This is a genomic window from Clostridium sp. USBA 49 (assembly GCF_900167505.1).
Lineage (GTDB): Bacteria > Bacillota > Clostridia > Clostridiales > Clostridiaceae > Clostridium_AT > Clostridium_AT prolinivorans.
This window is the reverse complement of the sequence record NZ_FUYD01000004.1, coordinates 81,823-94,018: the sequence shown is the minus strand read 5'-3', so window position 1 is coordinate 94,018 and position 12,196 is coordinate 81,823. Positions and strand designations below refer to the sequence as shown.

Below are 12,196 nucleotides of genomic sequence, written 5' to 3'. Positions count from 1 at the left end.
AAACTTATATTAATTCTTCCCATTTTGAATAAAGTATTTTTAACGAATTTTCTATAGAAAGTATTTCCTTATTTATTTCTTCACTTTTTTTAGGATTAGAATATACTTCTTCAAGACAAAGTTTTTCTTGAAGCTTTAAAAGTTTATTTTCATTATTTTCAATAGAAATTTCAATTTCTTTTATTTTAAGCTGCTTTTCTTTAAGCTTTTTTTCTAGTTCTCTTTTCTTTTTCCTCTCTTCTTGAATTTGAGTTTTAGTTTTTCCTTCATTAATAGATTCTTCTTCATATCTTAATGGATTTTTCTTTTTCTCTATAAAATAGTTATAATTACCAAGATATTCTTTAATACCATCTTCCTTAAGTTCATATATTTTATTCACAACTTTATTTAAGAAATATCTGTCATGAGATATTACAAGAACTGTTCCATCATAATTTAAAATAGCATCCTCTAAAGCTTCACGCGATATTATATCAAGATGATTTGTAGGTTCATCTAAAAGAAGAAAATTTGATTTTGAAAGCATAAGCTTTAAAAGATTTATTCTACATTTTTCTCCGCCGCTTAAAGTAGAGATTGTTTTAAATACATCATCTCCAGTAAATAAAAAAGCAGCTAAAGCATTTCTAATTTGTGTTGTAGTCATTTCTGGAAATTCATCCCATACTTCATCTAAAATAGATTTTTCTTCATGTAAATCTGATTGTTCCTGATCGTAATAACCTATATTTACATTTTTACCAAGAACTTTTACACCATTATCTTGTGAAACTTTATCCATTATTATTTTAAAAAGAGTAGTTTTTCCACGACCGTTTTCACCAATAAGAGCTGTCTTTTCTCCTCTTTTTATATCCATATTTAAATTATAAAAAAGTTTTTTATCACCATAACTTTTGCTCAAATTTTCAATATGAAGAACATCATTACCAGATTTAATCTGAGTTTCAAATTTAATTTTAGAGGCTTTTAAAATAGCATCAGGAGGAGCTATTTTTTCCATTTTTTCTAAAGCTTTTTCTCTGCTTTCAGCCGCTTTTATGCTTTTTTCTCTGTTGAATGAACGATATTTTTCTATTATTTCTTCTTGCCTTTTAATTTCAGCTTGCTGCAGAGAATATGCCTTTAACTGAATTTCATAATTTTTCTTTTTCTGTTCTACAAAGAAAGTATAATTACCATTATAAGTATTTATATGTCCATTTATCATTTCCAGAGTTTTTGTAGTTATAGAGTCTAAGAAAAATCTATCATGAGATATTATTATAATTGTACCTTTATAAGATTTTAGATATTCTTCTAGCCATTCAATAGCATCTAAATCAAGATGATTAGTAGGTTCATCAAGAAAAAGTATATCAGGACTCTCAAGAAGAAGTTTGCAAAGAGCAACTCTTGTCTTTTGACCTCCACTTAATATATTTATGTTTTTATTAAAATCTTCTTCATTAAACCCCAAACCTTTTAATATTTTGCTAATTTCTCCCTTATATGTGTAACCTCCACGATTATTATAAATATCAGATAATGTTGTATATTGTTCTATTATTTTTTTATGATATTCTTCTTTAGACCTATCGTAAGGTTCATTTAGTTTTATCTCAAGTTCTTTAATTCTATTTTCCAATTCTATCAAATCTTTAAATACTTTTAATAATTCTTCATATATAGTATTGTTATTTTCAAGAGAAAGGTGTTGAGAAAGGTAGCCAATTTTTTTATTTTTATCTATAAAAATTTCTCCGCTATCTGCTTCAAGTTCACCTGCTAAAATTTTAAAAAGAGTAGTTTTACCTGCACCGTTAGCTCCTATTAAACCTACTTTTTCTCCTTCATTTATATTAAAAGTAACTTTATCTATAATTACATTTATACCATAACTTTTATGAATATCTTTACAACTTAAAACTATCATTTTTTCACCTTCCTAAAATGTTTTGTTAAATTTAATGTTATATTTTGTTTCTAAAAAATATATTTTCATAAAATTTAAAGGCTTTGATATTTATATCTTTAAAAAATAAGTATAATATTAAATGATAAAATACTTGATTTGTGAAACCAAGCATTAATAAATATTAAAAATGAATTTGAATATTGTGATAATGTAAAAGAATATAATCAAAATGTATTTTAAATATATTTTATATTTAAAAATAATATTTAATAACAAATTTGTATGTATACATAATATACATAATTTATATTCTACTATGAATGTAAATTTTTTTGTAGTATTAATTATAACAAAGATGTTTTAAACTTTAGAAATATGTTAAAATATTGACAGTAAATATAATTTAAGTCATACTATTAATGTATAGATAAAAAGAGAGGTGCGGTTATGGAAAAGAAAAAAAGCAATATATCAATGGCAGTTATTAAAAGGTTGCCAAAATATCATAGATATTTGCAAGAATTGATGAAAAATGATGTTGATAGAATATCATCTAAAGAACTTGGTGAAAAAATAGGATTTACAGCGTCCCAAATAAGACAAGATCTAAATTGTTTTGGAGATTTTGGCCAGCAGGGATATGGATATAATGTAAAAGATTTATATAATGAAATAAGTGATATATTAGGACTTACTAGATCTTACAACACAGTTATTATAGGTGCAGGTAATATAGGTCAAGCTATTGCAAATTATACAAGATTTGAAAAATTAGGATTTTCTTTAAAAGGAATTTTTGATGCAAATCCAAAATTAATAGGTATTAAAATAAGAGACGTAGAAATTGATGATATAGATAATTTACCTGATTTTCTTAAAAATAACAAAATAGATATAGGAATAATATGTGTACCTAAAGCAAGTGCACAAAAAATATGTGATACTCTTGTAGAAGGTGGAGTTAAAGGAATTTGGAATTTTGCACCAACTGATTTAGTAGTTCCAGAAAATGTTGTAGTTGAAAATGTTCATTTAAGCGAACATCTTATGACTCTTACTTATTTATTAAAAGATAAAAGTGATAAATAATTGTTAATATAATGTCATTTAATTAATTGTTTAAAACCAATATTTGTATAATTTAATAAATCAAAAGCCATATATATATAAAAAGATTTTTTCTAATTTTATCTATGGCTTTTGATTTTTTTATACTTTTAACAAATATTTCATAAATAGTACTTTTATAAGAAAGTAAAATGTGTTAGAATAAAATTGTTAAAAAAATATCAATCAAATATAAAAAACAGGAGGAATGCTAGATGAATAGATTTACTTTACCAAGAGATATTTATTTTGGGAAAAATTCTCTAGAAGCTTTAAAAACATTAAAAGGTAAAAAGGCAGTTGTAGTTACCGGCGGAAGTTCTATGAGAAAATTTGGTTTTTTAGATAAAACCATATCTTATTTAAAAGAAGGTGGATTTGAAATTAAACTTATAGAGGGAGTTGAACCTGATCCGTCTGTTGAAACAGTTATGAAAGGTGCAAAGATTATGAGAGAATTTGAGCCTGATTGGATAGTAGCAATAGGTGGAGGTTCTCCAATAGATGCAGCTAAAGCTATGTGGATATTTTATGAATATCCAGATTTTACTTTTGAACAAGCAGTAGTTCCTTTTGGAATTCCAGAATTAAGACAAAAAGCAAAATTTGCTGCTATACCATCTACAAGTGGTACAGCAACAGAAGTTACAGCTTTTTCAGTTATAACCGATTATAAAACTGAAATAAAATATCCGTTGGCTGATTTTAATTTAACCCCAGATGTAGCTATAGTAGATCCATCTTTGGCAGAAACAATGCCAGCAAAGCTTACAGCACATACTGGAATGGACGCATTAACTCATGCTATTGAAGCTTATGTTGCTTCATTAAAATCTGCCTTTTCAGATCCACTTGCAATGCAGGCTATTACTATGATTAAGGAAAATTTAATAAAATCATTTTATGGTGATAAAAAATCTAGAGAAGAAATGCATATTGCTCAATGCTTAGCTGGTATGGCTTTTTCTAATGCATTACTTGGAATAACTCATAGTATGGCACATAAAAGTGGAGCTGTATTTCATATTCCTCATGGATGTGCAAATGCTATATATCTTCCTTATGTTATAGACTTTAATAAAAAAGTTTGTAAAGATAGATATGCACAAATAGCTAAAAATATTGGACTTTCTGGTAACACAGAAGATGAATTAGTAGATTCTTTAACTAATATGATTAGAGAAATGAATAAAGAAATGAGCATTCCTCAAACTTTAAAAGAATATGGAATAAGTGAAAAAGATTTTTATGCAAATGTAGATAGAATAGCTGAAAATGCTGTTAAGGACGCATGTACAGGATCAAATCCAAGAGAAATATCAAATGAAGAAATGAAAGAACTTTTTATTTGTACATTTGAAGGGAAAAAAGTAAATTTTTAAAATAATTTTAATAAAAAGCTCTCTTGCATAGTAATGCTTGAGAGTTTTAATTTTAAAAACTTATATAAATATAATGATATAAAAATTAATAATTATACAAAATTATTAATTTTTATACTTTTTTTATAATTATTAATGAAATATTTTGATAATATGATATAATAATTAATAATTAAATTTTGTTATATATTTAATAGAGTAACTAAATGAAATTTGAGAATTTGTTTATATTATTTATTAAAATTTTTTAAAAATTAAATACTACATTTATTCAAAAAATTTTTTAAAAATTATATACAGGAGGATTAATAATGTACAAAATTGTAAACAAAAGAATATTAGCGCCCAATATATATCTTATGGATGTAGAAGCTGAAAGATTAGCTAAATCTGCTAAACCAGGACAATTTTTAATAGTTAAAATGACCGAAAAGGGAGAAAGAATTCCTCTTACAATATGTGATTATGATGATAGAAAAGGGACAGTAACTATAGTTTTTCAAAGCATTGGGAAATCTACTAAAGAAATGGCTAAGTATGAAGTAGGAGATAGTTTTTCAGATGTTGTTGGTCCTCTTGGACAGCCTTCAGAATTAGTGCATGAAGACTTGGATACTTTAAAAAATAAAAATATTATATTTATTGCTGGTGGAGTTGGAACGGCTCCAGTATATCCTCAGGTTAAGTGGCTTAATGAAAGAGGAATAAAAGCAGATGTTATTATAGGATGTAAATCTAAAGAATTTTTAATATTAGAAGATGAAATGAAAAATGTGGCAGGAAATGTTTATGTAGCAACTGATGATGGTTCTTACGGTTTTAAAGGTATGGTTACAGATCTTCTTAAAAATTTAATACAAAATGAAGGAAAACATTATGATTTAGTTGTAGCTATAGGACCTATGATAATGATGAAGTTTGTAGCTAAACTTACAAAAGAATTAGGAATAAAAACTGTTGTAAGTTTAAACACAATAATGGTAGATGGAACTGGAATGTGTGGAGCTTGCAGGGTTACTGTTGGTGGTGAAACTAAATTTGCATGTGTTGATGGACCAGAATTTGATGGTCATCTTATAGATTTTGATGAAGCTATTAGAAGACAGACTATGTATAAAAATGAAGAATTACAGGTAGAATTTAAAAAAGAGCATCATAAAAATGGAAATGCTGGCTGTGGATGCTGTGATTAACAGACTTAGAGGGGGAAGTATAAATGAACAGAATGAAAAGAGTACCAATTAAAGAACAAGACCCAAAGGTTAGAGTTAAAAATTTTGAAGAAGTTTGTTTAGGATATACTAAAGAAGAAGCTATGGAAGAAGCAGCAAGATGTTTAAATTGTAAAAATCCTATGTGTGTAACACAGTGCCCTGTAACTATAGAAATACCTAAATTTATACAACATGTTAAAAATGGAGAATTTGAAGAAGCGGCTAAAGTTATAGCAAGACAAAGTTCTCTTCCTGCAGTATGTGGGAGAGTATGTCCTCAGGAAACTCAATGCGAAGGAAAGTGTATACTTGGAATTAAAGGAGAACCTGTTGCAATAGGAAAACTTGAAAGATTTGTAGCTGATTGGTCAAGAGAAAACAATATAGATTTAACTGAAACTGAACCTAAGAAAGGCAAAAAAGTTGCAGTCATAGGAAGTGGACCTGCAGGACTTACATGTGCAGGGGATTTAGCAAAAATGGGTTATGATGTAACTATATTTGAAGCACTTCATGAACCAGGAGGAGTTTTAGTTTATGGAATACCAGAGTTTAGGCTTCCAAAGGATACTGTGGTTAAACATGAAATAGATAATGTTAAAAAGCTTGGAGTAAAAATAGAGACAAATGTAATTGTAGGAAAAACAATTACTATAGACGAACTTTTGGAAGAAGAAGGATTTGATGCTGTATTTATAGGTTCTGGAGCAGGGCTTCCAAAGTTTATGGGAATACCAGGAGAAAATTCTAATGGAGTGTTTTCAGCTAATGAGTTTTTAACAAGAACAAACCTTATGAAAGCTTTTAGAGAAGATTATGATACACCAATAAAAATTGGTAAAAAAGTAGCCGTAGTAGGCGGAGGAAATGTTGCTATGGATGCAGCAAGAACGGCTTTAAGATTAGGGGCTGAGGTTCATATAGTATATAGACGTTCAGAATCAGAACTTCCAGCAAGAGTTGAAGAAGTACATCATGCTAAAGAAGAAGGAGTTATATTTGATCTTCTTACTAATCCAGTAGAAATATTATCAGATGAAAAAGGCTGGGTTAAAGGTATGAAATGCATCAAAATGGAGCTAGGTGAACCAGATGCTTCAGGAAGAAGAAAACCTGTAGAGGTAAAAGGATCAGAATTTATTATGGATGTAGATACTGTAATAATGTCACTTGGTACTTCTCCAAATCCACTTATAGCTTCAACGACTAAAGGATTAAAAATAAACAATAGAAAATGCATAATAGCTCAAGAGGAAACAGGACTTACTACAAGAGAAAGAGTATATGCAGGTGGAGATGCAGTAACTGGTGCAGCTACAGTAATACTTGCTATGGGAGCAGGTAAAAAAGCTGCAAAAGCTATAAATGAATTTTTATCAAATAACAATTAATAATTATATAAAATATACCGATATATAAGTTTAAAAATTTATGTATCGGTATATTTTTATTAAGTAAATGTAATCACATAAACACATAAATAATAAATTCATATTAAGTAATTTAATATCTCTACAGTACTAGATTATAGGTTTATAATTACATAAATATTTATGTTAAGTATATGTTATACATTTAACATAAAAACTATATTATCATTATGTAAAGTGAATTGTAATATAAAATTTTTATTAATTATATGTTAAACAAAATAATTTAATTTATATTGAAAATGCTAAATTTATGGTATATATTAAAAACAAAAGATAAAAATTAAACTATAATATGTCTAGAGGAGAAAAATAATGGCTGATTTTGACAGTGTAAAAGAATTTGATAAAGGTATAATAATTAAAAATGTCAAAAATTTTGAACTCAATCATATTTTTGATTGTGGACAATGTTTTAGATGGCATAAAGAAGAAAATGGAAACTATATTGGAGTAGCTTTTAATAAAGTATTAGAAATAGAAAAAAAAGATAATGATATAATTATATATAATACAAATGAAGATGAATTTAATAAAATTTGGGTAGAGTATTTTGATCTTAATAGAGACTATGGTAAAATAAAAAAAATTTTAAGTAAAGATCCATTACTAAAAATTGCAGTAGAGTATGGGTATGGTATAAGAATTCTTAAACAAGATCCTTTTGAGATTGTAGTATCTTTTATAATTTCTGCCAATAACAGAATACCAATGATAAAAAAGACAATCGAAAATATTAGCAAAAACTTAGGGAATGCAATAGATTATAAAGGAAAAACTTATTATACTTTTCCATCTATAGAAGAACTTCATAAAGCTTCTATGGAGGACATAGAAGCTTGTGGTGCAGGTTTTAGAGCTAAATATATATATGATACAGTAGATAAAATATACAAAAGTCAAAAATATGAATATAATAAAAATTACGATTTAGATTTTATAAAAAATCAAGAAGATGATATATGCCATAGTATGCTCCAAAATTTCAGCGGAATAGGTCCTAAAGTTGCAGACTGTATTATGCTTTTTTCTATGAATAAGCTTTCAGCTTTTCCTGTAGATGTATGGGTAAAGAGAGCTATGCAGCATTTTTATCTTGCACCAGATGTATCTTTAAAAAAAATAAGAGAATTTGCAAGAAATAAATTTGGAGGATTTTCTGGATTTGCTCAGCAATATCTTTTTTATTATGCAAGAGAAAACAATATACATGTTTAATATAAATTTTAAAGGTGAAACTATGTTAATAAAAATTAAAGCATTTTGTAAAAACTTATTTAAATCAATGTATGATAATAGAGCATATATTATGATAATATTAATTGCACTTTTTATATTTATCATGGCATATGAATATTATGGTCATTATTTTAATATATTTAGAAATCCACAAAAGATAAAAAATATTATATTATCTTATGGTGATTATAGTATTTTTGCCTTTTTAGCATTACAAATTATACAAGTAATAGCATTTTTTATACCTGGTGAAGTTATACAAATTGCAGGAGGATATATATATACAACTTTTGAGGGAGGATTTCTTTCGTTATTAGGCATAACTATAGGAAGTGCTATTGTATATTCTATATCTAGATTTTATGGTAAGCCTTTTATAGAAAAAATAATATCAAAGAAACATATAAAATTTTTTGATAAAATTTTAAAACTTGGAAATATTAATTTTGCAATTTTTTTATTATATTTAATTCCTGGCATACCTAAAGATGTTTTAGCTTATATATGTGGTATTTCAAATATAAAATTTAAAAATTTTATGATTTATTCTACAGCAGGCAGAATTCCAGGTATATTTTTATCAGCATTTTTTGGTTTTAAAATGTATTCAGGCAATAAAAATATGCTTATTATTATTGCAATAACTGCATCTATTTTATTTATAGTTGGAATTTTTAAAGGTGAAAAAATTATAAAATCTTTAATTAGAAAGGAATAAAAAAGACATCATAATGAATTTTATATTTCATTATGATGTCTTTTTATTTTTATGTAAGATAAATATAAAATTATGCTGAATATTGATAATATAGCTAAAATAAAAATTGCACAATGAAAGAAAAATTCTTCAGGAAGAACATTTATAATAGGATCAAGTTCAGGATCAAATTCCCAATAATCGTTATTAAAAAATATTTTATGGAAAATAGTGAAACTTTTATCAAAGTTTATAGCAAAAGGTACAGAAAGCAATATAGGAATAGATATAAGAAATATAGAACTTAGTTTTAAAAATTTAAAATTTCTTTTTTTTATTTTATAAAATATTCCAAATAAACTTAAAAAGAAAGTAATATACATAATAGTATTAAATTTAATAAATATATTTTTTACTTCAGCAAAATGTATTTCACCTTCTTTAGAAGTTTTAAAAGAAGGCATATTAAGTTTAGTTATATTTTTATTTTTAAGATAATCTATTAATATATCATAATTTTTAATAATTTCTTCCTTTTGCATTCCATAATTTTTAGATATATTTAAATAATCAATATCTAAATAATATAATTTTTTAAATGATAAAGTAATATTAACAGATAAAGATATTAAAAATAATGCAATAGTTATAGATAATAAAAAATTTGTAAATTTATAAAAAAAATTATTTGATTTATTCATTAAAAAAAAATCCTCCGATTATAAAATATACTATTTATTTTATAAAACAGTATATATTTAGTCAACTATTATATTTTAATTAGATTTTTTCATGTATAAATTTAAATTTATAAGATAATAATATTTATTGTTTGAGTTTTATTTTGGATAAAATTATCAAATTGAAATTTTAATCAAAATTAATTAATTCATTATAAATTTAGAAATATAATAAAAAAAAGAGTAAAAAGGCAAATTATTAAAATATTTTATAATAAAATTATATTTTCAAGGTTAAATGAGCAAATAAGTTAAAATATGACATTTGCTATTATTCTAAGTATTAATTATTATAATAATTGTGTTAGCACTCATTAATGTTGAGTGCTAACAATAATGAATTTAAGTTTATAATATTATTAATCATAAATTATAAAAAAGTTTAAGGAGGGGTTTAAATGAGAATTAGACCACTTGGTGACAGAGTTGTTATTAAAAGATTGGAAGCTGAGGAAAAAACAAAAAGCGGTATAGTATTAACAGGTACTGCTAAAGAAAAACCACAAGAAGCTGAGGTTGTAGCAGTAGGACCTGGTGGATTAGTTGATGGAAAAGAAGTAAAGATGGAAGTTAAAGTAGGAGATAAAGTATTATTTTCTAAGTATGCCGGTACTGAAGTTAAAGTTGACGGCGAAGAATATACTATTATAAAACAAGATGATATTTTAGCAATTGTTGAATAATTAATTAAGTTTGGAGGGATGTAAAATGGCTAAAAAGATATTATATGGTGAAGAAGCTAGAAGAGCAATGCAAAGAGGTGTAGATGCTTTAGCTGACACTGTAAAAATAACACTTGGACCAAAAGGAAGAAATGTAGTTTTAGATAAAAAATTTGGTGCTCCTCTTATAACTAATGATGGAGTTACAATAGCAAGAGAAATTGAATTAGAAGATCCTTTTGAAAATATGGGAGCACAACTTGTTAAAGAAGTTGCTACAAAAACTAATGATGTAGCAGGAGATGGAACTACTACAGCAACACTTCTTGCTCAAGCAATAATAAGAGAAGGATTAAAAAATGTTACAGCTGGAGCTAATCCAATGCTTATAAGAACTGGTATCAATAAAGCCGTAGAAAAAGCTGTTGAAGAAATCAAAAAGATTTCAAGACCAGTTGATGGAAAAGAAGACATAGCTAGAGTTGCTTCAATATCAGCTGCTGACGAAGAAATAGGAAAGCTTATAGCTGATGCTATGGAAAAAGTAGGTAATGAAGGTGTTATAACAGTTGAAGAATCAAAATCTATGGGCACTGAATTAGATGTTGTTGAAGGAATGCAGTTTGATAGAGGATATGTAAGCCCATATATGGTTACTGATACTGAAAAAATGGAAGCTGTTCTAGACGATCCATATATACTTATAACTGATAAAAAGATTTCTAACATACAAGAAATCCTTCCAATACTTGAACAAATAGTTCAACAAGGAAAGAAACTTTTAATAATAGCTGATGATATAGAAGGAGAAGCATTAGCTACATTAGTTGTTAATAAATTAAGAGGAACATTCACTTGCGTAGGAGTTAAAGCACCAGGATTTGGAGATAGAAGAAAAGAAATGCTTCAAGATATAGCAATACTTACTGGTGGAGAAGTTATATCTGAAGAATTAGGAAGAGATTTAAAAGAAGTTACTATTGATATGCTTGGAAGAGCTGAAAGCGTAAAAGTTTCTAAAGAAAATACTACAATAGTTAACGGAAAAGGCGACGCAAACGAAATTCATAATAGAGTTAACCAAATAAAAGCTCAAATAGAAGAAACTACTTCAGATTTTGATAGAGAAAAATTACAAGAAAGATTAGCTAAACTTGCTGGAGGAGTTGCAGTTATAAAAGTTGGTGCAGCTACTGAAACAGAGCTTAAAGAAAGAAAACTTAGAATAGAAGATGCACTAGCAGCTACAAAAGCAGCTGTTGAAGAAGGTATAGTCCCAGGTGGTGGAACTGCATATATTAATGTAATAAATGAAGTTGCTAAACTTACTTCAGATGAACCAGATGTTCAAGTTGGTATAAACATTATAAAGAGAGCATTAGAAGAGCCAGTAAGACAAATAGCATTCAATGCTGGACTTGAAGGTTCTGTAATAATAGAAAAAATTAGAAACAGCGAACCAGGAACAGGATTTGACGCTTTACATGAAACTTATGTAAATATGATCAAAGCTGGTATAGTTGACCCAACTAAAGTTACAAGAAGCGCACTTCAAAATGCAGCTTCAGTAGCAGCTACTTTCTTAACAACTGAAAGTGTAGTTGCTGATATACCAGAAAAGAACCCAGCACCAGCAATGCCTGCTGGCGGAATGGGAATGGACGGAATGTATTAAAATAAAAAATAAAGAATTCCCCTATATTGGGGAATTTTTTATTTTTTGAAAAAAGAATATTGATAAAACCACAATTATGATAAAATATAAAAAAATAAATAAAAATATGTAAATTTATACTATTTTATATATTGTGTATACTTATGATTA

At 26.7% G+C, this 12,196-nt stretch carries 10 protein-coding genes; 8 read left to right on the top strand and 2 right to left on the bottom strand.

All coding sequences use genetic code 11. The features are described 5' to 3' along the window. Positions 1-4 precede the first annotated feature (4 nt). Entirely contained in the window at positions 5-1,918 is a 1,914-nt protein-coding gene (gene abc-f / locus B5D11_RS05540) for a ribosomal protection-like ABC-F family protein (RefSeq protein WP_078682052.1), read from the bottom strand. A 429-nt stretch (positions 1,919-2,347) separates the two neighbouring features. Here abc-f and B5D11_RS05535 point away from each other — a divergent pair, with 429 nt between their 5' ends. The 6 genes from B5D11_RS05535 to B5D11_RS05510 all read left to right on the top strand — a co-directional run bounded on the left by B5D11_RS05535 (position 2,348) and on the right by B5D11_RS05510 (position 8,990). Then, on the top strand, positions 2,348-2,989 hold the full coding sequence (locus B5D11_RS05535) for a redox-sensing transcriptional repressor Rex (RefSeq protein ID WP_078682051.1): 642 nt from the start codon (positions 2,348-2,350) through the stop codon (positions 2,987-2,989). 233 nt (positions 2,990-3,222) lie between these two features. Then, entirely contained in the window at positions 3,223-4,389 is a 1,167-nt protein-coding gene (locus B5D11_RS05530; RefSeq protein WP_078682050.1) for an iron-containing alcohol dehydrogenase, read from the top strand. A gap of 311 nt (positions 4,390-4,700) precedes the next feature. After that, positions 4,701-5,582, top strand: coding sequence for a sulfide/dihydroorotate dehydrogenase-like FAD/NAD-binding protein (locus B5D11_RS05525; protein ID WP_078682049.1), 882 nt, complete (start codon positions 4,701-4,703; stop codon positions 5,580-5,582). A 23-nt stretch (positions 5,583-5,605) separates the two neighbouring features. After that, entirely contained in the window at positions 5,606-6,994 is a 1,389-nt protein-coding gene (gene gltA / locus B5D11_RS05520; RefSeq protein ID WP_078682048.1) for an NADPH-dependent glutamate synthase, read from the top strand. Between the two features lie 354 nt (positions 6,995-7,348). Continuing rightward, a complete protein-coding gene (locus B5D11_RS05515; RefSeq protein WP_078682047.1) occupies positions 7,349-8,251 on the top strand; it encodes a DNA-3-methyladenine glycosylase family protein in 903 nt (300 codons plus the stop codon). A 22-nt stretch (positions 8,252-8,273) separates the two neighbouring features. Further along, positions 8,274-8,990, top strand: coding sequence for a TVP38/TMEM64 family protein (locus B5D11_RS05510; protein WP_078682183.1), 717 nt, complete (start codon positions 8,274-8,276; stop codon positions 8,988-8,990). Between the two features lie 20 nt (positions 8,991-9,010). On the opposite strand, the gene B5D11_RS05505 is transcribed toward B5D11_RS05510, so the two are convergent. Further along, complete coding sequence (locus tag B5D11_RS05505) at positions 9,011-9,670, bottom strand: TIGR01906 family membrane protein (RefSeq protein WP_078682046.1); 660 nt, start codon at positions 9,668-9,670, stop codon at positions 9,011-9,013. A 437-nt stretch (positions 9,671-10,107) separates the two neighbouring features. On the opposite strand from B5D11_RS05505, the gene groES reads away from it, so the two are divergent. After that, positions 10,108-10,392: a co-chaperone GroES gene (gene groES, locus B5D11_RS05500; protein WP_078682045.1), complete on the top strand. Its 285-nt coding sequence runs from the start codon at positions 10,108-10,110 to the stop codon at positions 10,390-10,392. A 25-nt stretch (positions 10,393-10,417) separates the two neighbouring features. After that, entirely contained in the window at positions 10,418-12,046 is a 1,629-nt protein-coding gene (gene groL, locus B5D11_RS05495) for a chaperonin GroEL (protein WP_078682044.1), read from the top strand. Positions 12,047-12,196 lie beyond the last annotated feature (150 nt).

What these genes read in the sequence shown, in the direction of transcription:
- groL (WP_078682044.1), top strand. Translation starts at nt 10,418, where the DNA reads ATGGCTAAAAAGATATTATATGGTGAAGAAGCTAGAAGAGCAATGCAA.
- gltA (WP_078682048.1), top strand. Translation starts at nt 5,606, where the DNA reads ATGAACAGAATGAAAAGAGTACCAATTAAAGAACAAGACCCAAAGGTT.
- B5D11_RS05525 (WP_078682049.1), top strand. Translation starts at nt 4,701, where the DNA reads ATGTACAAAATTGTAAACAAAAGAATATTAGCGCCCAATATATATCTT.
- groES (WP_078682045.1), top strand. Translation starts at nt 10,108, where the DNA reads ATGAGAATTAGACCACTTGGTGACAGAGTTGTTATTAAAAGATTGGAA.
- B5D11_RS05515 (WP_078682047.1), top strand. Translation starts at nt 7,349, where the DNA reads ATGGCTGATTTTGACAGTGTAAAAGAATTTGATAAAGGTATAATAATT.
- B5D11_RS05510 (WP_078682183.1), top strand. Translation starts at nt 8,274, where the DNA reads ATGTTAATAAAAATTAAAGCATTTTGTAAAAACTTATTTAAATCAATG.
- B5D11_RS05535 (WP_078682051.1), top strand. Translation starts at nt 2,348, where the DNA reads ATGGAAAAGAAAAAAAGCAATATATCAATGGCAGTTATTAAAAGGTTG.
- abc-f (WP_078682052.1), bottom strand. Translation starts at nt 1,918, where the DNA reads ATGATAGTTTTAAGTTGTAAAGATATTCATAAAAGTTATGGTATAAAT.
- B5D11_RS05505 (WP_078682046.1), bottom strand. Translation starts at nt 9,670, where the DNA reads ATGAATAAATCAAATAATTTTTTTTATAAATTTACAAATTTTTTATTA.
- B5D11_RS05530 (WP_078682050.1), top strand. Translation starts at nt 3,223, where the DNA reads ATGAATAGATTTACTTTACCAAGAGATATTTATTTTGGGAAAAATTCT.